Origin of the sequence: Streptomyces griseorubiginosus, from assembly GCF_001514195.1 — a bacterium.
GTDB classification, from domain to species: domain Bacteria; phylum Actinomycetota; class Actinomycetes; order Streptomycetales; family Streptomycetaceae; genus Streptomyces; species Streptomyces griseorubiginosus.
On record NZ_KQ948735.1, the window covers coordinates 870741 to 897465 of the forward strand.

The following is a 26725-nucleotide window of genomic DNA, read 5'->3' on the forward strand; positions in this document are numbered from 1 at the left end:
CGTCCACCGACCGGTGGGCGCCCCTCGGCGCGTTGTCAGTGGGGCGTGCCATGGTGGGGGCATGGAGATCGACGGGGGCTTGGCCGTCAAGGTCGAGACGGAGTACGGGGACCGGCTCACCGGAGTGAGCGAGCGGCGGCTGCGCCGGCTGGTGCGCCGACTGGGCACGAGCGGGGACCGCTGGCTGGCGGCGCAGCGCATCCCGGACGTGCCGAACGTGTTCGCGCAGGTGTGGCACGAGAAGGGCGGGGACTACCAGCTCGAGCACCGCGCGGGCGAGGACGGCCTGTTCGGCACCCGCCTCACCGACCCGGACCGGGTGGCCGCCCTGCTCACCGCCTGGGCCCGGCAGCAGGACGGCTGGGACGCGGGCCTCGTCTGGGAACCGGTGGACCTCGGCCCGGCCGAGGAGATCCCCGACCTGCCGCCGGACATCCGCGAGCAGGTCGAGGAGCGCGTACGGCTGCTGCTGCGCTGCGGTTACGACAGCCGGGCCCAGCTCACCGAGGACGCCGAGGAGTGGCTGGTCGACGGCGACGAGCGGCCCGTGTCCCGGGCGCAGGCCGGACACCTGGTGGACCGGCTCTGGCTGGAGCGGCTCGGCGAGATGGAGACCTGGCCGACCACGACCGACCCCGATCGGCTCACCCGCGCCTTCGACGCCCTCACCACCCGCGGTGTCACCGCCCGCGAGAACTTCACCTGCTGCCGCACCTGCGGCACCGCGGAGATCGGCGCCGAGCGCGCCGAGGGCGACCGCGGGTTCGTCTACTTCCACACCCAGTGCACCGAGAGCGCCGCCGAAGGCCGGGGACTGATGCTGCTCTACGGCGGTTTCGACGGCTCGGCCGAGACCACCAGGGCGGTCGGTCACGACGTGGTGGCGGCGCTGGACGCGGCCGGACTGTCCGCAGTCTGGGACGGCGATCCGGACAAGGCGATCGAGATCCGACCCCTGGACTGGCGCAAACGCCTGGTGGGGTGAGGAGAGCCACATCAATTTCACGCCAAGGAAGCGTCCGAGCAGTGAGAGGAGGCTCCTGCAACGGGCCGGGGTCTGCTTCAATGAGTTCATGGCCAGCTTCCAGAAGTACACCGCGACGGGTCGCCATGACCTCGAGCCCTTCTGGCCCTCCCGTCAGCACCATGACTTCGACCGGGTGTGTTGCCGCGCGATGAACGCGCCGGCCCTCTAACGCCGTACACCCCGGCCTTCGGCCAGCGCGCAGTCGACGTACGTCTCCTGTTGACCTCCTCGCGCGAAAGAGCTGACCTCTCATGGCGACCACTCGTTCTCTCTCCACCGCCACCCTGACCTCCGCCCAGAACGGCACCGCCCGGCACCGGCTGCGAGCCGTCGACCGGGACGAGGTCATCGACGTCGCGGACTTCCTGCCGCCGGGCGCCACCTGGCTCCCGGCCCCCCAGCACACCCTGCCCACGCTGCCCGGACAGCCGCCGATGATCGGCTACCTGGTGCTCGTCCCGGCCGACCAGCAGCCGCCCTTCCTGCCGGTCGCGGTCCCGGACCGGCCCGAGCCCGTCGCCGACGAGACGGCCGCACCGCTCGTGCGCATCGACGCCGTGCAGCGCACCGCCGCGGTCAACGGTGTGGAACTCGACCTGACGTACCTGGAGTTCGAGCTCCTCGCCCACCTCGTCCAGCACCCGAACCGGGTGCACACCCGCGACCAGCTGGTCACCACGGTCTGGGGCTACGGCCACGTCGGCGACGGCCGTACCGTCGACGTCCACATCGCCCGACTGCGCCGCAAGCTGGGCGCGGACTTCCGCGGCGCGATCCAGACGGTCCGTCGGGTCGGCTACAAGTACACCCCGCCGACCGCCGGCTGACCCTCTGCCGAGGGCAGATTCCCGTTCCGTCCCGAGGGTTCGCGGGGCACAGTCACCGGTATGAGACTTCTCCTGCTGGGTGGCACCGAGTTCGTCGGCCGGGCCGTCGCCGAGGCGGCCCTGGCCCAGGGCTGGGACGTGACCGTCTTCCACCGCGGTCGGCACGCGCCCGGTCCCGGGGTGCGGTCGCTGCAGGGTGACCGCACCGCGCCCGACGGCCTCACCGCCCTTGCCCGGGGCGGCCCCTGGGACCTGGTCGTCGACACCTGGTCGGCGGCGCCCCGCGCGGTCCGGGACACGGCACGGCTGCTGCGGGGCCGTGCCGACCGGTACGCGTACGTGTCGAGCTGCTCGGTGTACACCTGGCCCCAGCCGGCCGGATACACCGAGGACGCTCCCGTGGTCGAGGGTGCCTCGGCAGACGCGGACACGACCGACTACGCCCGCGACAAGCGGGGCGGCGAACTCGCCGTCCTGGAGAGCTTCGGCGCCGACCGCTCCCTTCTCGTACGGGCCGGCCTGATCCTCGGCCCTTACGAGAACATCGGTCGCCTGCCGTGGTGGCTGGGCCGCATCGCCCGCGGCGGCCCGGTCCTCGCCCCCGGACCACGGGACCTGCCTCTCCAGTACGTCGACGTGCGCGACCTGGCGCAGTGGACGCTCCGCGCCGCCGCCGAGGGGAGGTCCGGCCCGTACAACGCGATCAGCCCTCCGGCCCACACGACGACGGGCGCGTTCCTGGAGGCCTGTGCGACGGCGACGGGCTCCGACGCCGAACTGCGCTGGACGGACCCGGACGTCGTCCTCGAAGCGGGCATCGCCCCCTGGACCGACCTGCCCGTATGGGTCCCACCGGGCTCCGACCTGCACACCACCCTCCACGGCGCGGACACCTCCCGGGCCGCCGGGGCGGGCCTGCGCTGCCGCCCGATCGGCGAGACGGTCTCCGACACCTGGGACTGGCTGTGCGGCATCGGCGGGGTGGCACCACAGCGCCCGGACCGGCCGGTGGTGGGCCTGGACCCGGAGACGGAGGCGAAGGTGCTGGCGGGGCGTCCGTAGGCGGGGGCGGGGGCGCTGGCTTGGTGGTGCAGCGCTCGGGGCCCTGTGGTGCACCTGGTTTCGCTGCTCCCGTGCTCGGGGCTCTGTGGTGCACCTGGTTTCGCTGCTCCCGCGCTTGGCGCCCTGCGATGCCCTTGGTTTCGCCGGTCCCGCGTTTGGGGCCCTGTTGTGCCGTGCCCCTAATCCCGCGCGGCCGGTGAGCTCAGCCCTCCTCGGCCACCGCCGCGTCCCGCACCCCCTCCAGGAACCCCCGGATCGCCGCCCGCTCCCGCTCGTCGTACCCCTGGAGCAGTTCCACCGTCCTGTCGATGAGCGGTCCGAAGAAGGCCTGGCCCAGCTCCACCGCCTTCTCGTCCACCTCGACGACCACCTTGCGCCGGTCCGCACGCCCCCGCACCCGCCGCACATGACCGCCCCGCTCCAACCGGTCGATCAGCGAGGTCGTGCCCGCCGAGTTGAGCCCGAGCAGTGCGCCCAGCCGTCCCGCCGACATCTCCTCGTCCGCCCGGGAGGCGTCCATGAGGGCGATCAGGGCGCGGACATCCGTCGGGTGCAGGGCGTTGCGGCGGGCGAACCGGCTGCTGTGCAGGCCGAGTTCGACGGTCACCGCACGCAGCAGATGGACGATCTCCAGCTCGGGCCCCTGGGACGCCATGGGCGGCCTCCGTTATTATCTCGCTCGTCGAGTGTCTTGCTCAGCGAGATAATACGGGAGGGACCGATGCGCGGATTCGACGCCGACGCGTTCGAGGCGGCCTACGACAAGGTGATGGCGCACTGGCCCGCCGACCGCGAGGTGCTCCGGGTGCCCACCCCCTTCGGCATGACCTACGTCAACGCGTGCGGCCCGGCCGACGCGCCCCCGCTCGTTCTGCTGCCGGGCGGCGGGGGAGCGACCTCGGCCTCCTGGTACGCCCAGGCCGCACACCTCGCCCGCACCCGTCGTGTCCTCGCCGTGGATCTGATCGGTGCCCCGGGTCGCAGCACACCGGCCGCCGACCGTCACCCCCGTACGGTCGCCGACCTGGCCGCCTGGCTGGACGCCCTCCTCGACGAACTCGGCGTCACCGAGGCCGACTTCGGTGGACATTCCCACGGCGGCTGGATCGCCCTGCACTACGCCCTGCGGACCCCCGACCGGATGCGCCGCCTGTTCCTCCTGGACCCGACCCAGTGCTTCGCCGGGTTCAAGGCGGCGTATCTCCTGCATGCCCTGCCGATGCTGCTGCGCCCGACCCCGTCCCGGGTCCGCGCCTTCCTGGAGTGGGAGAGCGGGGGAGCCGCACCGGATCCCGACTGGCTCCGGCTCCAGGAGGCGGCCGCCGGTTTCCCCGCGACCAGGCCGGTGACCGGCCCGCGCCCCGCACCGGACGCACTCCGTGCCCTGAAAACGTCGGTCCTGCTGCTCGTGGCCGCGAGCAGCAGGACCCATGACGCCGTTGGCGTGACAGACCGGGCGGCCGGACTGCTGCCGCGGGTGGAAGCCGTCTTGGTCCCCGGCGTCTCCCACCACGCGCTGCCGCAGTCCGCGCCTCCCGAACTGGCGTGCCGCCTCACCGAGTTCCTAGGCGAATAACCTCACCCCACCTTCTCGATCACGGCCCGGCGGATGAGGAACTTGCCGGGCTCCCGTACCTGTTCGAAGGCCGCGTTGTTGAGCAGCGCGCAGCTGCCGGAGACCGAAGTGACCTGCACCGTCGTGGACTTGTTGTTGTCCAGGTTGGTGACCTTCAGCTTCGTGCCGGCCGGGAACTGGTTGCTGGACGCGGCGGGCGCGCCGCCCTCGCCGGACAGGGTGACGGTCGAGCCCTTGCACACCTGCTGTCCGGAGGCCGCGTTCCCCGCGGCGGGCGGAGCGGCGGGTGGGGCCTGGGGCGCGGCGGGCGCCGATGCGGATGCGGCCTGGGAGGGCTGTCCCGCGGCGGCCTGGGAGTCCTGAGCCGACTCCCCGGCCACACAGCCGGACGCTTCCTGCTGCACCTTGATCTGCGCGATCACCGCTTCCCGGTTGGCGATCCGGGCCGCCGACTGGGCGTCGGGGTTGGCGCGTTGCCCCTCGATGAACCGCTGGTTGTTGCCGAGCGCGGTGGCGAGGCCCTTGCAGACGGTCGATTCCGCGGCCGTCTGCGGGCTCGCGGCGTTCGAGGTGGAGGCCATCACGAAGGCCCCACCACCCGCCGCCACCGCCGCGCTCACCAGCAGCGCGAGCTTCTTCTTCGTGCCGAGTGTTCTCCTGCGCGACATGCGCGCCTCCTGAGAGCTAGGGGAGCGTACGCCGCTATGTACGAGATACCGAACGAGGTTACTCAGTGGTCACGGGAATCGGCTGACGTAACCTGCGTCACACTCCGCTATTTCCTGGCCAGGGCGTCCCGTACGGCGTCCTCGGTGCGGGCGACCACCGCCGAACCGTCGTCCGCCGTGATGATGGGCCGCTGGATGAGCTTGGGGTGCTCGGCGAGCGCGGTGATCCACCGGTCCCGCGAACTGTCGTCCCGCGCCCACTCCTTGAGCCCCAGCTCCTTGGCGGCGGCCTCCTGGGTGCGGGTGATGTCCCAGGGCTCGAGCCCGAGCCGGTCGAGCACCTCGCGGATCTCGTCCTCGCTCGGGACGTCCTCCAGGTAGCGGCGGACGGTGTACTCGGCACCCTCCGCGTCGAGCAGGCCGACCGCGCTGCGGCACTTCGAACAGGCCGGATTGATCCAGATCTCCATGCCGCTCACGGTACCCGCAAACCCGTTCTCCACCTGCGTCACAGCACCCCCGAAAGCCCTTGTGGCCAGGGGCTTTTGTCAGTGCCGGGCGGTAGAATAAAACCAGTGTTCGAGGGCGCCGCCGGGACCCCGGCTCCCGCCCTTACCGCGACAGGAGGATGCCTGTGCCCGCTGCCGCACTGAAGCCGAAGCCGTTGCCCACCCAGTCCACCGCGAAGCACCCGGTGCTGCTCGACCTTCCCTACGCCCCCGTGGAGAAGCGCCCGTTGCCGCCGGGTCGCCCCCGCGAGTGGTACGTCACCCACAACCGCCGCCTCAAGGCGATGCGGCTCGCGATCGCCCTGCTCGACTCCGGCGTCTACATGCCGAACCAGGCCCGCAACGAGACGATCCGCGACACCGCGGAGACGATCGGCGTCCACCCACCGTCGGACACCACGTGCCACATGGTGCGCGCGCTGATGCGCTACTCACGGTGACCCGGGGCGCCGGGTGTTCTCCCCCATGCGGGGTGAGCCCGGCGCCGCGTCCACCCGAAGACACCCGGCGCCTCGGTGAGCCGGCCTTCTCGGTCGGCCAGTTGCCGCGGCGGCCGGGGTCAGCGGGCCTTCTGGGCCAGCCGGTCTGCCCGGTCGACTTGGTCAACCGGTCGTCTGGGTGAGCCGCTTGTGCCGGTGGCCGGGGTCGGCCGGTCGACTTGGTCAGCCGGTCGCCTGGGTCAGCCGGTTGCCCCGGTCAGCCGGTCGCTTCGGTCCGTTTCCCCGGCCGTCCGGTCAACCGGTCGCCTCGGCCAGCCGGTCTGCCCGCTCGACTTGGTCAACCGGTCGCCTGGGTCAGCCGGTTGCCCTGGTCAGCCGGTCGCTTCGGTCCGTTGTCCCGGCCGTCCGGTCAGCCGGTCGCCTCGGTCAGCCCCGTCAACCGGTCGCACAAGTCGCCCCGTCAGCCCGTCGCCTCCGCCAGTTCCTTCTCCAGGGGAGTGCGGAAGCGGGGCCTCACCCAGGTCGCCCCCACCCACCCCCGCAGCCGGGCGGCCTCCAGCGCGATCGCCGCCTCCGCCTCGCGGCCCACGCCCTCCGTGTCCAGCAGCCGCCACACGATCTCCCCGTCGGCCCGCTGCCCCCAACCACCCACCACCCGCCCGTTCCACCACACCGTCGGCCCCACATTGCCGCTCCGGTCGAACAGGGCGGGCCGCAGCGCGGGGGCCAGGTACCAGTCCCGCTGCTGCCAGCCCATCGCCGTCGGATCGAGCCCGGGAAGCAGCGCGGCCCAGGGCTCCGCAGGCTCCGCGACCGGACCGTCGTCGCCCTCGACGACGTACGCCGGCCCCTCGTCGACCGTCACCGCGACCGCGCGGATCGCCGTGAGCGCACGGCGGACGTCGGAGACCTTCCAGCTCGTCCACCACTTCAGGTCCGCCTCGGTCGCGGGACCGCACACGGTGAGCCAGCGTCGCAGCAACTCCGCCTGCGCCTCGGCCACGTCGAGTTCGGGATGCGGCGGCGCCACCGCCCAGCGGAACTGCGAGGACATCCAGGAGCCCAGCGGCCGCCCGCGCACCACCTTGCCCTCCACGCCGAGCACCCGCAGCAGCCGCGACGACACGGTGTGGACGCCCTCGTAGCTCTTGCCGGCCGCGTACACGAACTGCTCCTTCAACCGCGGCTCGTCCTGGGTGAGTTCGGACGCCGTGGCCTGCCCGCGCCGGGCTAGGGCGGCCAGCGCCGACTCCTCGACCTCCTTCAGCCAGGCCGCGTCCGGGGCCCCCGCCTTCGCCATGTCCTTGATGAGCGCGGCCCGTTCGCGCGCGGCGACCGTGAGGCCCGTCGAGGCGTGCACGACCGCGGCCAGTTCGGTCGGGAACGCGAACACCGTGTGCCGCATCCCGTGCATCCGCACCAGCGTCCGGTCCTCGTACAACGCCCGCTCGGTCTCCGGGACGGTCACCGAGGCGTCCACGAGCCGAGCACCCACCGCGAGGTAAACGGTCGCCGGATCGGACCCGTGCAACGCGACCAGCGCCTCACCCACCTCCTCGGGCGTCCCCACCCGCGCCTCCACGGCCAACTGCTGCCGCAACCCCAGCCGGGCCCGCCGCTCGCCCACCCCGATGTACCGCACCGCATCACCCATGCCCATACGGCCCATCTTGACCGACGTCACTGACAACGCGCCCCCGATGCACACGTCACCCGATCGCCGTACTCCACATGCGCCCGCCCCACCCCCGCCCTTCACTGCCATCAGGAGGTGGCAGCCACACCGGCGACCAGGAGGCGGGCGTGACCCAGAGGCAGGGCCGATGAACACCCCCGGGACCACTCCACAGACCCGCGGCCGGGCCGCCCGCAAACGCGTCCCCCGTTCCGCCCACGCCACCTGGCTCCCGTCCCTCGACCGCCAGGACCCCGTCGCCGTACTGGAGCGACAGGGCCGCGACCGCCTCCCGGAACTGCTCCCGATCCGGTACGGCAGGATGTCGGCCTCCCCGTTCGCCTTCCTGCGCGGCTCCGCCGCCGTCATGGCCGCCGACCTGGCCTCCCAGCCGCACACCGGCCTCACCGTGCAGCTCTGCGGCGACGCCCACCTGCTCAACTTCGGCCTCTACGCCTCCCCGGAACGCTCCCTCCTCTTCGACCTCAACGACTTCGACGAGACGTTCCCGGGCCCCTTCGAATGGGACGTCAAACGCCTCGCCGCGAGCGTCGCCGTGGCCGCCCGCGAGAACGGGCACAGCGACGACAAGGCCCACCGGTCGGCCCGGGCGGCGACCACCGCGTACCGAACGGCCATGCGGCGCCTGGCCCGGATGGGGGAGCTGGAGGTCTGGTACGAGAGCGTCGACGCCGACAGCCTGCTGCCCCTCGTCCGCTCCGCCCGACACCGCAGGCGCGTCCAGTCCAGCCTCACCCGGGCCCGCCGCCGCACCAGCCTCCAGGCCCTGGGGAAGCTCACCGAGATCGCCGACGGCCGCCGGCGCATCATCACCGACCCGCCGCTCCTCGAACCCGCCGGCGCCCCCGACATGGCCAGCCTGCGCAAGATCTTCAGCGACTACCGCTCCACGCTCTCCGAGGAACGCCGGCTGCTGCTCGACCGCTACCGCTTCGTGGACGCGGCCCGCAAGGTCGTCGGCGTCGGCAGCGTCGGCACCCGCTGCTTCATCGTCCTGCTGACCGGCCGGGACGCCGACGACCCGCTGTTCCTCCAGATCAAGGAGGCCCGCCCGTCGGTGCTGGAGGAACACCTGCCGCACGGGCCGTACGTCCATCCGGGGCACCGGGTGGTCGTGGGCCAGCGTCTGCTCCAGGCCGCGAGCGACATCTTCCTGGGCTGGATGAGCGGGCCCCAGGGCCGGGCCTTCTACTGGCGCCAACTGCGCGACATGAAGGGCTCGGCGGACGTCCTGGGCATGTCCCCGTCCGACCTCACGGCCTACGCCGGCCTCTGCGGCACCACCCTGGCCCGTGCCCACGCCCGCTCCGGCGACCGCGTCGCCATCGCCGCGTACCTGGGCGGCGCCGACACCTTCGACCAGGCGGTGGCCGACTTCGCCCTCGCCTACGCCACCCAGACGACCAAGGACCACGCGACCCTGACAGCGGCCATCGCAGCGGGCGTCCTCAGAGCAGCCCCGGGCGAGTGACCGAGCCGGCCACGCGGGTCATGGCCACGGTCCCTCCCGGCCACGGCCCCTCACTGCCCAGGTTCCCCGAACCACCGCGACAGCTGGGCGTCCAGGCTCCGCTGATCGTCTCCGATCCAAGCCACATGGCCGTCGGGGCGCAGCAGGAGTCCAGGAGCGGGCAGGGCCGCCGAAAGGTCCCGGAGGTGGTCGACGCGGTCGGACCAGTCGCCGACGGTCAGCCGGCCGGTGCGGTCCAGCAGGAGGCCGCGGCCGTGGCGCAGCAGGTCGTAGAGGCGGCCTTGCCGGACGTCGAGGTCGGGCAGGCGGCGGCCGAGCAGGTCGGGGCCCTCACCGAAGTCGTACCGGATGCCGGTCGCGGTGATCTTCTCGATGAGATGCCGGTTCACCTCGTCGAGGTCCATCAGTTCGGCGAGCAGCCCGCGCACGGCCCGCGGGCCGGGTTCGGGGGAGAGCAGTTCCATCTGGGCGCGGGTGTTGTCGAGCACGTCCGCGGCGACCGGACGGCGTTCCGCCTCGTAGGTGTCCAGCAGCGTCACCGGTGCCCGGCCCCGCAGCTGCGCGGCCAGCTTCCAGCCGAGGTTGAACGCGTCCTGGAGCCCCAGGTTCAGACCCTGCCCACCGGTCGGGGGATGGATGTGCGCCGCGTCTCCGGCCAGCAGCACCCGCCCGACCCGGTAACGCTCGGCGAGCCGGGTGGCGTCCCCGAAGCGGGACAGCCAGCGCGGGGAGTGCACCCCGAAATCGGTCCCGGCGACGGCGCGCAGCTGCTGCCTGAACTCCTCGATGCCGGGCGGCTCCGCACGATCACCGACCCCCGCGGCGGGGACCACGACGCTGTACGTCTCGGGCCCGACGGGACGCAGCCAGAACCGGTGCAGGGTCTCGCGGAGCCCGGCCACCCGGGCGGCGATCTCCTCCGGAGGCATCCCCACCGCCATCTCGCCCATCAGCGTGTCGGTCCGCGAGGGCTCGCCGGGAAAGCCGACCCCGAGCAGTTTGCGCACCGTGCTGCGCGCCCCGTCACAGCCGACCAGACAGCGCGCACGCAGCCGTTCGCCGTCGGCCAGTTCGACGGTCACCCCGTCGTCGTCCTGTTCGAGACCGGCCACCGCGCAACCGTGCCTGACCTGCGCCCCCAGCCCGGCCGCGTGCTCTTCGAGGAGGCGGACGAGGACCGGCTGCGGGATGCCCAGCAGATAGGCGTGCGCGGAATCCAGGCCCGGGGGCACCGGCTTGTCGATGGCGGCGAAGAAGCCGCGGGCCGGCCGCCGCCTGCCGTGGGCGAGCAGGCGGTCCAGCAGCCCGCGCATCGCCATGATCTCGAGACTGCGCATGTGCAGACCGACGATCCGGACGTACGGCGCCGGCTCGGTCTCCTTCTCCAGGACGAGTACCCGCACCGCGTGCAGCCGGAGTTCGGCGGCCAGCAGCGCGCCGGTCGGCCCGCACCCGGCGATGATCACATCGAACGACGGCTCGGAGGTGAACTGCGGAGAGTCCATAGGTGTTGCCTTTCGGGAGTGCCCAGTGGTCGAGGCGCTCCCGGCGACACCTTGTGTCAGTCGCCGGCCATGACGGAAAGGGGGAGCACCCACATCGCTACAGCGTTCACGGGTCTCACCTCCTCCGGCGGGGTCACGGTCCCCGGCAAGCTACAAGCCCGGACACCACCCGGTCCACCCATTTCCGCCCGCCGCCTCAGCCGTACCGCTCCACCAGCCCCCGCACATACGCCTCAGCCGTACCGCTCCACCAGCCCCCGCACATACGCCTCCAGCCGCCCGCCCAGCACCTCCGGTGTCAGATCGGTCCGGCCCAGCTCGCGCCACGGTCCGGCGAGCTTCGCCGCGTCGGGGCAGTAGGCCAAGGCGTCCAGGAGCCGCCAGTACAGGTGCGCGGGCCCGTCGGCCAGGCGTCGGCCGCCCCGCGCCTCGTACCGCTCCCGGAAGCCCAGCCCGTGTGCCGGTCCGTGCAGCAGGGCGAGGGCCGTCGAGCAGTGCGCGACATCGAGGTCGGCGGGTCCCCACGAGGTCTCCACCCAGTCGACCACCCCGCTGACCCGGAGCCCCTCGCCCGCGCCGGTGAACAGCACGTTCCCCGGGTGGAAGTCCCGGTGCAGGAAGCAGCCTTCGTACGGCGGCGGGTCGCGGCGGATGACGTCAACGGCCCGTTCCCACGGCGCCCCGCGCACGCCCCGCACCCGCTCCGGCGACGTCCACGCCTGGTAGGCGCGCGGCCGTACGTCGGGAACGACCCGGTGGATCCGGGCGAGTTGGTCCGCCAGCAGGTCGAGCCGCCGCTCCAGATCCTCCTCGTCGACCCGCACCCGGCCCGGCAGCCGGGACATCAACAGCGAGGGGTGGTCGCAGTGTTCGGCCGTGGCGTCCACGGCGACCGGGTCGGGGGCCGGCACCCCGTCCTGGCCGGCGAGCAGCGCCAGGACCGACGCCTCCCGGGCCAGCAGACCGGGTGCGTGATGCCGGAAGAAGGGCTTCACGAACGACCGCAGGACAAGCTCGGAACCGTCGTCGAGGGTGAGCCGGCGCATCTGGGAACTCCAACCCCCGGACAGGAAACCGGTGTCGACGACCGACCGGCCCTCGGGAAGCTGCTTGGTCACCCAGCCGCGGGTCGCCGTCCAGCCCCCGTCGCCCACGCCGGTCAGCAGCGCGGTCACCAACTCCCGCCGGTCGTCGGCGTGATCGCGCAGCCACGCACCCAACCTGTGCTCGGCGTCGGGCAGTTCGAGACGCGTGAACTGGGACCGAAAGGCCAGCGCCTCCTGCACGGCCTCGGTCACCTCCGGTGGGATCACCGTGTCCGTGCCCGGCACCGCGAGCACCGCCCGCCCCTCGAACCCCCGCAGCGCCTGGAGTGCCGGTGCCTGCCGCCAGCTGTCCGGCCGCCGGATGACCGCGCTGAACTCCCCGTCCCCGCGCCCGAACGGCAGCCCCCACGCCTCACCGGCGTACACGGCGGGCGCGCACAACCCGATCGCCGCGACCCGTACGCCGTAGTGCCGGACGAGGTCGGCCACCGTCTGCCCGCCCATGCTGAAGCCGACCAGCACCAGCGGGCCGTCCGCCGGCACCTGCGCGTCGATCACGGAGACCGCCTGCTCGAAACGCCGACGCAGACTCGCCTCGGCCAGTTCGCCGGAGCTTTCACCATGCCCCGAGAAGTCGAAGGCGAGCGCCCGGCAGCCGTGAGCCGTGAACTCGTCGAGCAACGGCAGGAGTTGTTCCCTGCTGCTGCGTCCGGCTCCGTGCAGGAGTACGGCGGTCGGCGCCGCGGCCGGACCGCTCCCACCACCGTGGCCCGCCGGATCGCCACCGCCGTGGACACCGGCGAGGCGCTCACCGTCGTGCTCGTGGGTGAAGGGCACGGGCATGGACACCAACTCCAGAGTGCGGGGAAAGAGCTCGCGCAGGGCAGGCATCAGCCCGCCCCTCCGGGGCTACTCTTCTACACCACACCCACGCACACGGAGGCCCGTCATGGGCACCATCGTCCTTTCCGGGACCGTCGTCCTGGTGATTCTGGGCTTCGGGAACCACACCTGGTGGCTCGTCGCCGTAGCCCTGCTCTTCGTCTACCTGCAGTACGGCCGCGGTGCCTCGGCATCCTCGTCGGGCGGCGCGGCCGGCGGCGCCTCGGACGCCTCGCCCGGCGGCTACCGCGCGTACCGCGACCGCCGCGACAAGCAGGCGAAGTGGGACCGCAGGTACCGCCGCGAGCGCCCGCTGGAGTCCCGTCGCCAGGCGCGCGAGAGAAAGGGCTAGGGCTGAGGGCCGTCCAGCAGGCTGAAGCCAAAGGCTGAAGCTCAGAGGCCGGGAGCGCCCCACAGGGGGAACCACCGGTTCAGGTCCTGCTCGATCCGTAGATCGTTCGAGAGCGTCGCCTTCACCCGCAGCTCCAGCGCGTTGTCGCGGCGCTGTTCCGCGCCGGGCAGCGGGGCGAAGGGGTAGAAGGTGCCGCGCTTGTAGAGGTAGACCAGCGCCAGTGACCGGCCCGCGGTGTCCTGGAACCCGGCAAGTGAGCACAGCAGTTGGGGCCCGAAGCCGTTGACCTCCATCGAACTGTTCACCGCGTGCAGGTCGTTGACCAGCTGCGGCAGCTGCTCCGGGACACGTTCGGAGACCAGCCAGGAGTAACCGAAGTCGTCCCTGCGCAGTTCCACCGGCGGTCCGTCCCGCTCGGCGTCCGCGTCCAGCAGGGCCTGGACCTCCCGGTGCGTCTGTTCGAAGGCGGCCCCCTCGACCGTCGCGAAGCACACCGCTCCGCGCCCGGTCGGGGTGAAGGAGGCGGCCGCCTCCAGCGTCACGGCCGCCGACGGCAGCGCGAACAGCTGGTCGAGATCGGGCGCGACGGGCTTGGTGCGCCCGAGCAGGATGTCCAGCAGCCCCATCCTCAGCCCGCCTTCCCGGGCTCCAGCGGCTCGCCCAACTCCGCGGAGATCCGCCCCAGTTGCTCCAACCGCTGTTCCAGGGACGGGTGGGTCGAGAAGTACCGCTCGATGCCGGGCTCCTTGCCGGTGGCCGGGGTGAAGTAGAAGGCGTTGAAGGCCTGGGCCGTGCGCAGGTCCTTGGTGGGGATACGGGCCAGCTCCCCGGAGACCTTGGTCAGCGCGGAGGCGAGTGCCGAGGGCCGGCCGGTCAGGTGGGCCGCCGCCCGGTCCGCCGCCAGTTCGCGGTACCGGGACAGTGCCCTGATCAGCAGGAAACTGAGCGCGTACACGGCCGCCGAGACACCCATCACCCCGGCGAACAGCATGGCGGTGTTCTGGTCCTTGCGCCCGCTGAACAGCTGGCTGTAGAAGGCGAACCGGACGATCAGCCCGGCGATCACGCCCAGGAACGAGGCGATGGTGATCACGGCGACGTCCTTGTGCGCCACGTGCGACAGCTCGTGCGCGAGGACGCCCTCCAGCTCGGCGGGCTCCAGCCGGTCGAGCAGCCCGGTGGTCACGCACACCACGGCGTTGTCCGGGTTCCGGCCGGTGGCGAACGCGTTGGGCATGTCCATCGTGGACACCGCGACGACGGGCTTGGGCATGTCCGCGATGGCGCACAACCGGTCGACCACGGCGTGCAGTTCGGGATACTCCACCGGCCCCACGACCCGCCCGCGCATCGCGAACATGGCGATCTTGTCGGAGAACCAGAACTGCGCCACGAACATCACGGCGATCAACGCCACGACCATCAGCCAGGACTTCAGCAACACGATCAACGCGGCGAAAAAGGCCACGTACAGCAGCCCGAGCAGGAACAGCGTGACCGTCATCCGCACGGTCAGGCGCCGGTCGCTCCGGAAACGGCTCCGCATCTGCATCACCCCGCAGTCAGGCACTCGTCCCACGCTCCAGTGTGCACCCGGCCCGGCCATGAAGCGGTTCCGATCAGCCCTAGGACCAGCAAAGGCTCAGCCTCTGAGCCCCACCTCCCACTTGCGCCTGATCAGCACGTACTCGCTGAACAGCGGCCGCGCCCGGTCCAGCAGCACCGCCCACCTCCGTCGCCCCATGCGGCACATCGGCGGTGGGCGCTACCGACGCACCGCCTGCCGGGCCCAGTGCCGCAGCTGGTCGTCAGGGTCGTCGATCAGAGCGAAGGCAGCCCGCAGCCGTACGACCCCGTCGTGCGCGCTGAGCAGCCGGAACGCGGCGACCCGTTCCGCCCGGGGCCGCTCCGGCCCGAGCCGCGCCATCAGCCACTGATCGTCCAGGGACCGCGCGGAGGGCACCAGGGCCAGGGCCGCCTCCCGTACGACCCCGGGGGCGGGGTCGTCGAGCAGCTCACGCATCCGCTCCACGTCCGTCACGTCCAGGGCCCGCAGTCCGGCCACCGCCCGGGTCCGCACGGCAGCCACCGGATGCGAGGTGAGCGCCCGCAGCAGGTCGGCGTCGGCCCGCTCCCCGCACTCCGCCAGCCCGCTCACCACGCCGGGCGCGAGATCCCCGGCGGCCGAGCACCGCTCCCGGTACCAGGCGAGCGGATCACCCCCGCCCTGCCGCACCACGTACCGGGCACAGGCCCGCACCACCCCGGCCCGGTCCCCGAGGAACTCCACGGCCCGCCCAGTACGCCCGGCCCGCCGCAACGCGGTGACCCCGGCGGCCCGGGCATGCGCCCCGCGGGCACCGAGCAGCGTCTCGAGCACGTCGTCGTCCGCGCCGCCCTCCGCGACGGCTGCCAGGGTGGCGTCCGCACACAGGCTCTGGACGACCATGTCGGTGTCCCGGGCGGCGGCCCGGGCCAGCTCGGCGGGGGAGAGGTGCCCGGCCTCCACGGCGAGGCGGTAGGCCCACCGGCGTACCGTCCGGTGGGTGTGGGTGTAGAGGGGTGCGAGGGTCCCCGGAGCAGCGCCGCGCAGCAGCCCGGCGGCCAGGTCGGCGACGAAGTCGCCGCGTCCCCGTCGCCCGATGCGCAGGATCAGCGGCAGCAGCCGTACGGCGGCGTCGGCGTCGAGCAGTTCGGCCAACAGCCGCCTGGCCGTCTCCCGTACGGGTTCGGCCCAGTCGGCGCACCGCAGCACGACCAGCGGCAACAAGTCCGGGCGCCCCGCGGCCCGGCCCAGCGCCCGCTCGCGGATCCGCCCGTCACGGTGGCACAGGGCGAGCGCGAGCCGCCCGTCGGTGAGCTCCTCGCCACGGTGCAGGTCGTCGTTCAGGGTGCGACCCTGCTCGGTCCGCTCCCAGGCCGGCAGCCAACTGCCGTCGAGCCAGGCGCCGTGCCGTGCCTCCGCGTCGAGCGCGATCCAGACGGCCGGGTCGGCCGCGTCGGGCAGGACCTCCCGCAGACCGGCCCCCTCGGCGAGCCGCACCGCCACTGCCGCTATGTCCTCGACAACCCCGTCCACGCCCGCTCCCCACCCTCGATGTGTCCGCAGATCGTAGGCGGGTGCCGCGCTGGGTGCTCGCGAATTACCTGCTCAGCCGGTCGAGGCGGGCCTAGTACGACCCCCGGGAGTTCACGTACCCCAGCAGCAGGATGACCGCCGCCAGGCACCCGAACACAATCGCCGCCGACCCCCACGCCGACCGGCGAGGCGTCCTGAGCGACGACCGACGACGCGCCCTGAACTCTGGCTCCGCACGGAACGGCTGCGGCTCCGGCGGGTTCTCCTTCCAGCGGGCGGCCAGCATCCGGGCCCGCGCCGAGGGCTCCTTCAGCTCGGCCCCGTCGGCCCACTTGATGTCGAACTCCCGCGCCTCGTCGTCCTGTTCCGGCATCCCCTGACCCCCGTCACTCTCGAACAGCCGTACACAGAAAACGATACGACGACGCCCCCACCCCTGAACAACAGGAGTGGGGGCGCCGCAAAGCCGCCGTAGCGCGACCGTAGGACCGGCCTACGCGTCGATCACACGTCGAAGTAGAGCTCGAACTCGTGCGGGTGCGGACGCAGCTGGAGCGGGGCGATCTCGTTCGTGCGCTTGAAGTCGATCCACGTCTCGATCAGGTCCGGCGTGAAGACGTCGCCCTGGAGGAGGAACTCGTGGTCGGCCTCGAGGGAGTTGAGGACCGCCGGGAGGGAGGTCGGGACCTGGGCGACGTTCGCGTGCTCCTCGGGAGCCAGCTCGTACAGGTCCTTGTCGATCGGCTCGGCCGGCTCGATCTTGTTCTTGATGCCGTCCAGGCCCGCGAGGAGCAGCGCCGAGAAGGCGAGGTACGGGTTGCCGGAGGAGTCGGGCGCGCGGAACTCGACGCGCTTGGCCTTCGGGTTGGAGCCGGTGATCGGGATACGCATGGCCGCGGAGCGGTTGCGCTGCGAGTACACCAGGTTGATCGGCGCCTCGAAGCCCGGCACCAGACGGTGGTAGGAGTTCACCGTCGGGTTGGTGAAGGCGAGCAGCGACGGGGCGTGCTTGAGGATGCCGCCGATGTAGTAGCGGGCGGTGTCCGACAGGCCCGCGTAACCGGCCTCGTCGTAGAAGAGCGGCTGGCCGCCGGCCCACAGGGACTGGTGGACGTGCATGCCCGAGCCGTTGTCACCGAAGATCGGCTTCGGCATGAAGGTCGCGGTCTTGCCGTTCTTCCAGGCCACGTTCTTCACGATGTACTTGAAGAGCTGGAGGTCGTCGGCCGCGGCGAGCAGCGTGTTGAACTTGTAGTTGATCTCGGCCTGGCCGGCGGTGCCCACCTCGTGGTGCTGGCGCTCGACCTGGAGGCCGGAGGCGGCGAGCTGGAGGGAGATCTCGGCGCGCAGGTCGGCGAAGTGGTCGACCGGCGGGGTCGGGAAGTAGCCGCCCTTGTAGCGGACCTTGTAACCGCGGTTGTTCTCGACCGCACCGGTGTTCCAGGCGCCCGCCTCGGAGTCGATGTGGTAGAAGCTCTCGTTCGCCGAGGTGGCGAAACGGACGCTGTCGAAGACGTAGAACTCTGCCTCGGGACCGAAGTACGCGGTGTCGGCGATGCCGGTCGACGCGAGGTAGGCCTCGGCCTTCTTGGCCACGTTCCGCGGGTCACGGCTGTACTGCTCACCGGTGATCGGGTCGTGGATGAAGAAGTTGATGTTCAGCGTCTTGTCACGGCGGAAGGGGTCGACCCGCGCGGTCGACAGGTCCGCGCGCAGCGCCATGTCGGACTCGTGGATGGCCTGGAAACCGCGGATCGACGAACCGTCGAACGCGAGCTCCTCGTCCGGGTCGAACGCCTCGACGGGCAGCGTGAAGTGCTGCATGACGCCCGGCAGGTCGCAGAAGCGGACGTCGACGAACTTGACGTCCTCGTCCGCGATGAACTTCTTGGCCTCGTCGGCGTTCTGGAACATCCAGCTCCTCCTACTCCCGACCGTTCCTGGACCGGGGTGGTAGTTCGTTCGTGCGGCCAGTGCGGTGGCACACGTTGTCCTCGACCCTAGGGACGGGTGGTTTCTCGGGCGTGACCCATTTGTTTCGCACAAGTTAACCGGACATCGGCGGCCCCGCCCCTACTGTCCGTATCCCGAAACGCGGGCAGTACCGTGGACCCGTGGACAAGAGGGATGCAATCGGATCGTGGCTCTCCGGCCCCCGCGCGGCCGCCGAGGACGCAGGTGTCGACTTCGGATACCGCGGACAGCAGCTCGGCCTCCCGGAGGAGGGGCCGGGCTCGATCGCCCGCCCCGGGCGCCGTCTCGGCGCCCTCGCCGTGGACTGGGCGATGAGCGTCGTGATTGCATCCCAGTTCATCACGCAGGGCTATGGCGACCACGCCACCTCGAACTGGGCCCTTCTGGTGTTCTTCCTGATGAGCGCCCTGACCGTCGGCACCATCGGCTTCACCCCGGGCAAGCGCCTCTTCGGCCTGCGGGTGGTCGCGCTCGACACCGGCCGGGTCAACCCCCTGCGGGCCCTGCTGCGCACGGCCCTGCTCTGCCTCGCCGTCCCGGCCCTGATCTGGGACCGCGACGGCCGTGGCCTGCACGACCGGCTGGCGAAGACCGTCGAAGTACGGATCTGACGGCGCCCCTCGCCCCCTTTTTTTCGGCGCCCTCCGTCTTTGTCGTGTCCTGACAGTCCCGGCGACGAACATGCGCGGCGGCTGACTATAGGTCAGTAGGTCCCGGCTCCTAGCGTCTGGCACCCAGAGCAACCTCCCCCGTTGCGAAGGGACCCTCCGGACCGATGAAGCGAGCCGCCCTCGTCACCCTCCTCACCGCCGCCCTCCTGGGCGGCGGTCTCGCCACCGCAGCACCCCAGGCATCCGCCGCCGCCCGCCCGGCCGCCGCCTGTACGGCCGCCGACGCGGACGTCTACACACCCCCCGCCACCGTCCCGGCCACCCCCGGCACCGTGCTGGCCTGCCGTTCCGTCACGCTGAGCCAGGTGCCCGGCGGCATTCCCATGGCCGCCTGGAAGGTCCTCTACAGCTCCACCGACAACCAGGGCCGCCCCGTAGCCGTCTCCGGCACCCTCGCCGTCCCCACGGCGCCCTGGACCGGCACCGGCACCCGCCCCGTCGTAGCCTTCCACCCCGGCACTCTCGGCCTCGGCCCGCAGTGCGCGTTCTCCAAGCAGCTCGCCGGGGCCTTCCAGGACGAGTACGAGGGCGACAACATCGCGGCCCTGCTCAAGGCCGGGTACGCGGTCGCCGCGACCGACGGCCCCGGATACCTGGACGGGCAGACGCACCGCTATGTCGCCGGCACCGACTCCGGCCACGCCCTGCTCGACATCGCCCGCGCCGCGCCAGCGGTGCCCGGCAGCGGGTTGTCCCGGCAGGCGAGAGTGGGCCTCTGGGGCTACTCCGAGGGCGGCGCGGCCAGCCTGTGGGCCGCCCAGCTGGCGGCGGGCTACGCACCCGAGCTGAACGTGGTCGGGGACGCCTCCGGCGGTGTCCCGGGTGACCTCAAGCAGGTGGCGACCGCGCTCGACGGCGGCGCCTTCTCCGGCTTCCTCGCCGACGCGGCCCTCGGCATCCAGGCCGCCTACCCCACACTGCCCTTCGACTCGCTCCTCAACGATCAGGGCAAGGAGGCCGTGAAGACCGCCAAGTCCGTCTGCCTGGTCGGTACGGTCACCGCCCTCGCGGGCAAGAGCATCAAGGACTTCACCACGGCCGGCCTCACCCTCGACCAGCTCTACCAGCAGCGCGGCAGCGACGGCCGCACCTGGGGGCAGGTCCTGGACGCCCAGAAACTCGGCGTGAACCTCGGCACCTACCGCATCGGCTTCCCCGTCCTCCAGTACCGGGGCGCCCTCGACGAGGTCATCCCCACCGCCACCGAGGACGCCGTCCGCACCGCCTACTGCGCGGCCGGCGTGCGGACCGGCTGGAAGATCTATCCCGGCGACCACCTCCTCACCGACAACCAGGCCGTCGGCGACGTCGTCTCCTGGCTCGGCGACCGGTTCGCGGGCAGGGCGGCCCAGAACGACTGCTGACGCCCGAGGTCCGTCACGACGACGAGGGCGCCCGGAGTGATCCGGGCGCCCTCGTCGTCGTACGGGGAAAGTCAGCGGGCCTTGCCGCCGCCCTTCGGCAGCTTCATGCCCTTGGGCATCGGGCCCTTCGGCAGCGGCATGTTGCTCATCAGGTCGCCCATCGCCCGCAGGCGGTCGTTGGTGGCGGTCACCTGGGGGCCGGTCAGCACGCGCGGCAGCTTGAGCATGGTGGTCCGCACCTTCTTCAGGGGGACCTGTCCCTCGCCCGTGCCCACGATGATGTCGTGCACCGGGACGTCCACGACGATGCGGTTCATCTTCTTCTTCTCGGCGGCCAGCAGGCCCTTGACCCGGTTCGGGTTGCCCTCGGCGACCAGGACGATGCCGGCCTTGCCGACGGCCCGGTGCACCACGTCCTGGCTGCGGTTCATCGCCACCGCGGGGGTGGTCGTCCAGCCCCGCCCGATGTTGTCCAGCACGGCCGCGGCCGCTCCCGGCTGTCCCTCCATCTGCCCGAACGCGGCCCGCTCGGCGCGGCGCCCGAAGATGATCGCCGTTCCGAGGAAGGCGAGCAGGAAGCCCAGGATGCCGAGGTAGACCGGGTGGCCGATCAGGAAACCGATCGCGAGAAAGACACCGAGGATGAGGATGAAGACACCCGCGAGCACCAGGCCGATCTTCTTGTCGGCCTTGCGGGTCATCTTGTACGTCAGGGCGATCTGCTTCAGTCGCCCGGGGTTCGCGGCATCCGCCGCACTGTCACTTCTCGCCATGCCCCGAAGTCTACGTGGCCCCGTAGGCGCTTTCGACGGCAGTGTCCGCCCTCACAGGGGAGGGTTCAGGAGCTGACGCTGAACGTCTGGTCGAGGACGCGCTGGACCTCGACCCGGTCCTTGGCGCGGCGGCGGTCCTCCAGGACGGAGGTCCAGGCGTTGCGGCGGGCGGTGCGCTGGCCGCTGCTCAGGAGCACGGACTCGACGGCACGGAGTGCATCGGTGAACGACGGGATCGCGGTGGCGCGAACGGGTGCGGCCTGCATGGAGGTCCCCCTCGGGAGCGGCGGCTCGGGTGGATGGTGCACGGGCTGTACAGCCAGCGTCACTGATTGGTGTTACCAGGGCGTGACCGGCTGGTCAAACGCCCATGAAGCCCTGTTGCCGGCCCCGAAAACACTGACGCGGCCCCGATGGCCCCCCTATCTGCGGGGACGTCCGGGACCGCGTCAATTGGCCGCTACCTGAAGGTAGTTGCTTGTGCTCGGATTCACATGTTTAGCGTGGCACTCCGTGCCATCGGAGGGGGTTCAGACGGCCTGCGAGGCGACGTAGGAACCACGCTTCTCTACGGCCATCTGGTAGAGCCGACCCGCCCGATAGGAGGACCGGACCAGGGGCCCGGACATCACGCCGGAGAAGCCGATCTGCTCGGCCTCCTCCTTCAGCTCCACGAACTCCTGCGGCTTGACCCAGCGCTCCACGGGGTGGTGGCGGACGCTCGGACGCAGGTACTGCGTGATGGTGATGAGCTCGCAGCCGGCGTCGTGCAGCTGCCGGAGCGCCTCGCTGACCTCCTCACGGGTCTCGCCCATGCCGAGGATCAGGTTGGACTTGGTCACCAGACCGAAGTCGCGGGCGTCGGTGATGACCTTCAGTGAGCGCTCGTAGCGGAAGCCGGGGCGGATCCGCTTGAAGATCCGCGGGACCGTCTCGACGTTGTGCGCGAAGACCTCGGGGCGGGACTCGAAGACCTGCCGGAGCAGCTCGGGCACCGCGTTGAAGTCGGGGGCGAGCAGCTCGACCTTGGTGCGGCCGGCCTCGCGGGCAGCGGTCTGCTCGTGGATCTGGCGGACCGTCTCCGCGTACAGCCAGGCACCGCCGTCCTCCAGGTCGTCGCGGGCGACGCCGGTGATGGTGGCGTAGTTGAGGTCCATGGTGACCACGGACTCGCCGACGCGGCGCGGCTCGTCGCGGTCGAGCGCCTCGGGCTTGCCGGTGTCGATCTGGCAGAAGTCGCACCGCCGGGTGCACTGATCGCCGCCGATGAGGAAGGTCGCCTCGCGGTCCTCCCAGCACTCGTAGATGTTGGGACAGCCGGCTTCCTGGCAGACCGTGTGCAGGCCCTCGCTCTTCACGAGTTTCTGCATGGCGGTGTACTCGGGGCCCATTTTCGCCCGGGTCTTGATCCACTCGGGCTTGCGCTCGATGGGGGTCTGAGCGTTACGGACCTCCAGGCGCAGCATCTTGCGTCCGTCGGGTGCGACTGCGGACACGACCGGCTCCCTAGCGATTGATTCTTCGGCGTGCTCAAGGGTACGCCCGTGGATTTGAAAGCCCACTGCCTGTCTCAGGCCGCAGGTGTCTTCTCGATCACCCTAGGCTTGAGGTCCGCGTTCTCCAGCACGTCCCTCAGGTGCCGCTCGGCGACCGGCAGCACCTCGGCGATGGTCACGTCCCGGCCCAGTTCGTTCGCGAGGGAGGCGACGCCCGCGTCCCGGATGCCGCAGGGGATGATCCGGTCGAACCACTTGTTGTCCGGGTTCACGTTCAGCGCGAAGCCGTGCATGGTGACGCCCTTGGCGACCCGGATGCCGATGGCCGCGATCTTGCGGTCCTCGCGGCGCTGGCCCGCGTTGGACGGCGCGTACTCCGGGCCGTTCATCCGCGGGTCGAACTCCTCGTCCGTGAGCCGGGGGTCGAAGTCGAGGGAGAGCCCGCCGAGCGCGGGGCGCGTCTCGACCGGATCGCCGAGCACCCAGACGCCGCTGCGGCCCTCGACCCGGGTGGTCTCCAGGCCGAACTCCGCGCAGGTGCGGATCAGGGCCTCCTCCAGGCGCCGTACGTGCGCCACCACGTCCACCGGCCGCGGCAGCTTCTGGATCGGGTAGCCCACCAGCTGGCCCGGACCGTGCCAGGTGATCTTCCCGCCGCGGTCGACGTCGATGACGGGGGTGCCGTCGAGGGGGCGCTCGTTGTCCGCGGTGCGCCGGCCGGCCGTGTAGACAGGGGGGTGTTCGAGCAGCAGGACGGTGTCGGGGACCTGGTCCTCGAAGCGCGCCGCGTGCACCCGGCGCTGCTCGTCCCAGGCTTCCTGGTACTCGACCGCGTCCGCACCGAACCCCATGCGGACGAACCGCAACCCACTCACGGCAAGCGCCTCCCTAGAAGGTCGTAAGGCACGAAAGGTGCCTACGCCACTGTACGTCCGGCCCGCGGGCGTCAGCCCCGGGGGCAATCCTCACACGATCGGATGAACGAGCGTCGAAGTGTGCGATCGTCTGCTCACTCTCCGCTACATTCGCGCCGTTCGCAGCGGCCATAAGGGCAGCTCACAGGCAATCCGGGCACCACGTACCACGTGCCGGCCCGAAAGGCAGGAGACCGCACCGCAGATGACGGAACGACCCGCGCAGCGCACTCCCAACCGACAGCTCGCCGCGCTCATCGCAGAAGCGGGGTTCTCCAACGCGGGTCTCGCCCGACGCGTGGACCAGCTCGGTCTGGAACACGGGCTGGATCTCAGATACGACAAGACATCCGTGACCCGGTGGCTGCGCGGGCAGCAGCCCCGGGGCACCACACCGGCCCTCATCGCCGAGGTCTTCACCCGGCGCCTCGGCCGCCGGCTCTCCGCGCAGGACCTCGGCCTCGACGCCTGCGCGCCGGTGTACGCCGGGCTGGAGTTCGCCGCCGGTCCCGAGGAGGCCGTCGACATCGTCAGCGGGCTGTGGCGCAAGGACTCCGGCAGCCACGCCGAACTGCGCAAGATCGCCTTCACCCCGGCCGGCCTGGTCGTCCCCAGCCGGGACTGGCTGATCGGCCGCCCCGACGACCGGGTGGCCCGCGGCGAGCCGCCGGTCCGCATCCCGCCCCAGGGGCGCCCGGTGGTGCCCCGCCAGCGTGGACAGGCCGAACGCGGACCCGGACAGCGGGTCACCGGCGGGGACATCGCCGCGCTCGCCTCGGTCGGCAGCCTCTTCCGCACCCTCGACGACCAGTACGGCGGCGGGCACGCCCGGCAGGCCCTGGTCCGCTACCTGGAACACGAGTGCGAGCCGATGCTGCGCGGCACCTACGGGGAGACCACCGGACGCAGGCTCTTCGCCGCGGCCGCCGACCTCACCCGGCTCGCGGGCTGGACGTCCTACGACATCGCGGCGCACGGGCTCGCCCAGCGGTACTTCGTCCAGGCGCTGCGGCTCGCGCAGGCGGCGGGGGACCGGGCCTACGGGGCGTACGTCCTGGTCACCATGAGCCGGCAGGCCGTCTACCTGGGGCACGGCAGGGAGGCGATCCAGCTCGCGCGGGTGGCCCAGCAGGGCGTCGGCGCGAGCGCCCCGCCGGTCGTGCAGGCGCTGCTGCACTCCGCCGAGGCAAGAGGGCACGGGGTGCTGGGGGAGGTACGGGCCTGCACGGCGTCCCTGGTCCGCGCCGAACGGGCCCTGGAGGCGGCCCGGCCCGGCGACGAGGTCCCGCACTGGGCGCGGTTCTTCGACGAGGCCCAGCTGGCGGACGAGTTCGGGCACTGCCACCGGGATCTCCAGCAGTTCCGGGCGGCCGCGCAACACGCCGAGCGCTCGCTTCAGTTGAGGGCGCCGGCGTATGCGCGGAGCCGGTTGTTCTGCCGGGTGGTCCTTGCCTCCGCGCGGCTGGGGCTGGGGGAGTTGGACCAGGCGTGTTCGCTCGCCGCGGAGGCGGCGGGGCAGGCGGCCGAGATGCGGTCGGTGCGGGCGGTGGAGTATGTGCGGGACTTCGAGCGGCGGTTGGAGCCGTACAAGGATGCTGCGCCGGTTCGGAGTTATCGGGACAAGGTGGCTGCGCTTCAGTAGGAGTCTCGCCGTAACTCCGCACCGCTGTGTGCCGGGTGCCGGTCCGTTGTGGCTTGTCGCGCAGTTCCCCGCGCCCCTTACGGGGCGCGGGTGATCCCTAGGCTGCCTGGGCCGTCGGAGTCGGGTCTGCTCGGTGCATGGATCCGGACGTGCCAAGGTCTTTCAGAATTGCTGTCGTCGCCCTGTGGGCCGAGTGCAGGGCTCCCTGGACCGTGCTGGTGTCGCGGTGGTCGCCGCAGACGTACAGGCCGGCCAGAAGGCGGACCGGGCGGCGCAGGTCGTGCGGGGGGCGCATGGCGGGGACCGCTTCACGGGTGTGGTGGACCGCCAGGGTTTCCCAGGCCCGCGTCGACGTGCCGTAGAGACGGGCGAGGTGGGTCCGGACCGCGGTGTCGAGGTCCGGGGGAGGAGTCCCGAGGACCGTCGACGACACCAGGACCCGTCCCGCGGGGGCCCGGCTCGGGTCGACCTCGCTGATCACCGCGGTGTGGGCCACCGGACCGCCCCGGTCGGCGTCCAGCAGCAGCGCGGAACCGGTGCGCGGCGGTTCGTCCGTCGTGTGGTGGACGACCGTCACCGGATGGAAGTCCGGCACCCGCAGGCCGGGCAGCAACTCGGCCGCCGTGCGGCCGTCCGTCGCCAGCAGCACCGCACGGCACCGGAACTCGCCGTGCTCCGCCGTCGTCACCGAGGTCGTGGCGACGGACGTGACCCGCACCCCCGTGTGCACGGTCCCCTCGGGCAGCGTCCGCGCGAGCAACTCCGGGAGCATCTCGGCGCCCCCCTCGGGGACGCACAGGCGACCGGCCGCGAAGGCCCGCAGCGCGAGGTCGGCGCACCGGCTGGACGTGGTCAGCGCGGGGTCGCAGAGCAGCGCGGCGAGCAGCGGCCGCAGAAAGCCGTCGATCGTGCGGGCGGGCAGTCCGCGCGCCGCGAGCGCCTGCCCGGCGGGCAGTTCGGGACGGGCGAGGAGGCGTTCGACGGGCACGTTCGCGAGCCGGGTGAGCGCGGCGCCGAGCCGGGCCTGGTCGACGGCCCCGCCGATCGGCGCAGCCGCCCGCGCGGCCCCCTGACCGGCCCCGGTCAGGACCCGGAACGCCCTCCTGGACGCGGTCCCCGGCACCGGGCCGCCACGACCGCCCGACACCCCCCGAGGGGCGCTCGCCAGGGCGCGCACCGCGTGCAGTGCGCCCCTTGCGCTACCGGCGCCCGCCGGAGCGTCCACCCGGTGGTGACGTCCGTCGCCGTGCAGCAGGACGCCGGGTGCGAAGGGCCGCAGCACCAGCCCGTCGAGCCCGGGCGCCAGACGTAGTTCGGGATACGCCGTGGACAGCAGCTGTCCGATCCGGTCGAGCCGGAATCCGTCCACCTTCTCCGTCGACATGCGGCCGCCCGCCCAGGGGGCGGCCTCCAACACCGTGACGGTCACTCCTGCGCTGGTCAGCCGATGCGCCGCGGAGAGCCCGGCGACCCCGGCTCCCACGATCACGACGTCCGCCTGGTACGCGGGCTCAAGCACGTGCCCCTCCTCGAGGTTGCGCGGCCGGTGGAGACGTGATGCCCCCAACAGGCTCCGGGGATACCCGAGTTCGGGTCGAGGGTAGGGCCGGAACCGGTCAGGAACAGTCGCGCATCCACAGGGCACGGTCGCACACCGGTCGCATGTCGTCACGGGTTGTCGCCGAGGCGGTTGCCAAGGAGGTCGCCGAGGAGGTTGCCCAGGAGGTCGCCAAGGGGGTCGTACGACGGCG

General features: G+C 71.9%; 26 protein-coding genes. 10 read left to right on the forward strand and 16 right to left on the reverse strand.

The window, feature by feature from the left end; all coding sequences use genetic code 11:
• The first annotated feature begins 61 nt into the window (after window positions 1-61).
• From AQJ54_RS10255 to AQJ54_RS10265, 3 genes are all read left to right on the forward strand, one after another.
• Window positions 62-985: a DUF6891 domain-containing protein gene (locus AQJ54_RS10255; protein ID WP_062024924.1), complete on the forward strand. Its 924-nt coding sequence runs from the start codon at window positions 62-64 to the stop codon at window positions 983-985.
• Window positions 986-1278: 293 nt separating this feature from the next.
• Window positions 1279-1854 carry a winged helix-turn-helix domain-containing protein gene (locus tag AQJ54_RS10260; protein ID WP_062024922.1) on the forward strand — a complete coding sequence of 192 codons (576 nt, stop codon included), beginning with the start codon at window positions 1279-1281 and terminating at the stop codon, window positions 1852-1854.
• Between the two features lie 60 nt (window positions 1855-1914).
• Window positions 1915-2916 carry an SDR family oxidoreductase gene (locus AQJ54_RS10265; protein WP_062024920.1) on the forward strand — a complete coding sequence of 334 codons (1002 nt, stop codon included), beginning with the start codon at window positions 1915-1917 and terminating at the stop codon, window positions 2914-2916.
• Between the two features lie 202 nt (window positions 2917-3118).
• On the opposite strand, the gene AQJ54_RS10270 is transcribed toward AQJ54_RS10265, so the two are convergent.
• Window positions 3119-3571, reverse strand: a complete 453-nt coding sequence (locus AQJ54_RS10270) for a MarR family winged helix-turn-helix transcriptional regulator (protein ID WP_062024918.1) — start codon at window positions 3569-3571, stop codon at window positions 3119-3121.
• Between the two features lie 66 nt (window positions 3572-3637).
• Between AQJ54_RS10270 and AQJ54_RS10275 the strand changes: the two genes are divergently transcribed.
• Window positions 3638-4492, forward strand: a complete 855-nt coding sequence (locus AQJ54_RS10275) for an alpha/beta fold hydrolase (protein WP_062024916.1) — start codon at window positions 3638-3640, stop codon at window positions 4490-4492.
• A 2-nt stretch (window positions 4493-4494) separates the two neighbouring features.
• Here AQJ54_RS10275 and AQJ54_RS10280 read toward each other — a convergent pair whose 3' ends face one another.
• Both AQJ54_RS10280 and AQJ54_RS10285 read right to left on the reverse strand, forming a co-directional pair.
• Window positions 4495-5160, reverse strand: a complete 666-nt coding sequence (locus tag AQJ54_RS10280; protein ID WP_062024914.1) for an RlpA-like double-psi beta-barrel domain-containing protein — start codon at window positions 5158-5160, stop codon at window positions 4495-4497.
• 107 nt (window positions 5161-5267) lie between these two features.
• Window positions 5268-5630 carry an arsenate reductase family protein gene (locus AQJ54_RS10285; protein ID WP_062024912.1) on the reverse strand — a complete coding sequence of 121 codons (363 nt, stop codon included), beginning with the start codon at window positions 5628-5630 and terminating at the stop codon, window positions 5268-5270.
• Window positions 5631-5794: 164 nt separating this feature from the next.
• Here AQJ54_RS10285 and AQJ54_RS10290 point away from each other — a divergent pair, with 164 nt between their 5' ends.
• Window positions 5795-6109, forward strand: coding sequence for a hypothetical protein (locus tag AQJ54_RS10290; RefSeq protein ID WP_062024911.1), 315 nt, complete (start codon window positions 5795-5797; stop codon window positions 6107-6109).
• Window positions 6110-6569: 460 nt separating this feature from the next.
• On the opposite strand, the gene AQJ54_RS10295 is transcribed toward AQJ54_RS10290, so the two are convergent.
• Window positions 6570-7763, reverse strand: a complete 1194-nt coding sequence (locus tag AQJ54_RS10295) for a winged helix DNA-binding domain-containing protein (RefSeq protein ID WP_062237099.1) — start codon at window positions 7761-7763, stop codon at window positions 6570-6572.
• Between the two features lie 169 nt (window positions 7764-7932).
• Here AQJ54_RS10295 and AQJ54_RS10300 point away from each other — a divergent pair, with 169 nt between their 5' ends.
• The gene (locus tag AQJ54_RS10300; RefSeq protein WP_062236199.1) at window positions 7933-9276 is read left to right on the forward strand and encodes a DUF2252 domain-containing protein; all 1344 of its coding nucleotides are present in this window, start codon (window positions 7933-7935) and stop codon (window positions 9274-9276) included.
• Window positions 9277-9326: 50 nt separating this feature from the next.
• Here AQJ54_RS10300 and AQJ54_RS10305 read toward each other — a convergent pair whose 3' ends face one another.
• The gene (locus AQJ54_RS10305) at window positions 9327-10781 is read right to left on the reverse strand and encodes an FAD-dependent monooxygenase (protein WP_062236201.1); all 1455 of its coding nucleotides are present in this window, start codon (window positions 10779-10781) and stop codon (window positions 9327-9329) included.
• Window positions 10782-11014: 233 nt separating this feature from the next.
• Window positions 11015-12670, reverse strand: coding sequence for an alpha/beta fold hydrolase (locus AQJ54_RS10310; RefSeq protein WP_062236202.1), 1656 nt, complete (start codon window positions 12668-12670; stop codon window positions 11015-11017).
• A gap of 106 nt (window positions 12671-12776) precedes the next feature.
• Here AQJ54_RS10310 and AQJ54_RS10315 point away from each other — a divergent pair, with 106 nt between their 5' ends.
• Window positions 12777-13061: a hypothetical protein gene (locus AQJ54_RS10315; protein ID WP_062236204.1), complete on the forward strand. Its 285-nt coding sequence runs from the start codon at window positions 12777-12779 to the stop codon at window positions 13059-13061.
• 41 nt (window positions 13062-13102) lie between these two features.
• On the opposite strand, the gene pspAB is transcribed toward AQJ54_RS10315, so the two are convergent.
• The 5 genes from pspAB to glnA all read right to left on the reverse strand — a co-directional run bounded on the left by pspAB (window position 13103) and on the right by glnA (window position 18054).
• Complete coding sequence (gene pspAB, locus AQJ54_RS10320; RefSeq protein ID WP_062024902.1) at window positions 13103-13687, reverse strand: PspA-associated protein PspAB; 585 nt, start codon at window positions 13685-13687, stop codon at window positions 13103-13105.
• Between the two features lie 2 nt (window positions 13688-13689).
• Entirely contained in the window at window positions 13690-14607 is a 918-nt protein-coding gene (gene htpX, locus AQJ54_RS10325; protein WP_062025298.1) for a zinc metalloprotease HtpX, read from the reverse strand.
• A gap of 219 nt (window positions 14608-14826) precedes the next feature.
• Window positions 14827-16140: a hypothetical protein gene (locus AQJ54_RS10330; protein WP_062236207.1), complete on the reverse strand. Its 1314-nt coding sequence runs from the start codon at window positions 16138-16140 to the stop codon at window positions 14827-14829.
• 91 nt (window positions 16141-16231) lie between these two features.
• Window positions 16232-16513, reverse strand: a complete 282-nt coding sequence (locus AQJ54_RS10335; RefSeq protein WP_062024900.1) for an SCO2583/SCO2584 N-terminal domain-containing protein — start codon at window positions 16511-16513, stop codon at window positions 16232-16234.
• 131 nt (window positions 16514-16644) lie between these two features.
• Complete coding sequence (glnA, locus tag AQJ54_RS10340) at window positions 16645-18054, reverse strand: type I glutamate--ammonia ligase (protein WP_020137338.1); 1410 nt, start codon at window positions 18052-18054, stop codon at window positions 16645-16647.
• A gap of 200 nt (window positions 18055-18254) precedes the next feature.
• On the opposite strand from glnA, the gene AQJ54_RS10345 reads away from it, so the two are divergent.
• On the forward strand, window positions 18255-18725 hold the full coding sequence (locus AQJ54_RS10345; RefSeq protein WP_062236211.1) for an RDD family protein: 471 nt from the start codon (window positions 18255-18257) through the stop codon (window positions 18723-18725).
• A gap of 164 nt (window positions 18726-18889) precedes the next feature.
• Entirely contained in the window at window positions 18890-20149 is a 1260-nt protein-coding gene (locus tag AQJ54_RS10350) for a lipase family protein (protein WP_062236213.1), read from the forward strand.
• Between the two features lie 71 nt (window positions 20150-20220).
• On the opposite strand, the gene AQJ54_RS10355 is transcribed toward AQJ54_RS10350, so the two are convergent.
• From AQJ54_RS10355 to lipB, 4 genes are all read right to left on the reverse strand, one after another.
• Window positions 20221-20922 carry a DUF4191 domain-containing protein gene (locus AQJ54_RS10355; RefSeq protein WP_062024895.1) on the reverse strand — a complete coding sequence of 234 codons (702 nt, stop codon included), beginning with the start codon at window positions 20920-20922 and terminating at the stop codon, window positions 20221-20223.
• Window positions 20923-20987: 65 nt separating this feature from the next.
• Entirely contained in the window at window positions 20988-21188 is a 201-nt protein-coding gene (locus tag AQJ54_RS10360) for an SCO2195 family GlnR-regulated protein (RefSeq protein ID WP_062024893.1), read from the reverse strand.
• 264 nt (window positions 21189-21452) lie between these two features.
• Window positions 21453-22418, reverse strand: a complete 966-nt coding sequence (gene lipA, locus AQJ54_RS10365) for a lipoyl synthase (protein ID WP_062024892.1) — start codon at window positions 22416-22418, stop codon at window positions 21453-21455.
• Between the two features lie 74 nt (window positions 22419-22492).
• Window positions 22493-23293, reverse strand: a complete 801-nt coding sequence (gene lipB / locus AQJ54_RS10370; protein ID WP_028809586.1) for a lipoyl(octanoyl) transferase LipB — start codon at window positions 23291-23293, stop codon at window positions 22493-22495.
• Between the two features lie 244 nt (window positions 23294-23537).
• Here lipB and AQJ54_RS10375 point away from each other — a divergent pair, with 244 nt between their 5' ends.
• On the forward strand, window positions 23538-24974 hold the full coding sequence (locus tag AQJ54_RS10375) for an NsdA family TPR-like regulatory protein (protein ID WP_062024888.1): 1437 nt from the start codon (window positions 23538-23540) through the stop codon (window positions 24972-24974).
• Window positions 24975-25071: 97 nt separating this feature from the next.
• Here the strand turns inward: AQJ54_RS10375 and AQJ54_RS10380 are convergent, their stop codons facing one another.
• Window positions 25072-26493 (reverse strand): NAD(P)/FAD-dependent oxidoreductase, encoded by a 1422-nt coding sequence (locus tag AQJ54_RS10380; protein WP_062236216.1) that lies wholly within the window; start codon window positions 26491-26493, stop codon window positions 25072-25074.
• Between the last annotated feature and the right edge of the window lie 232 nt (window positions 26494-26725).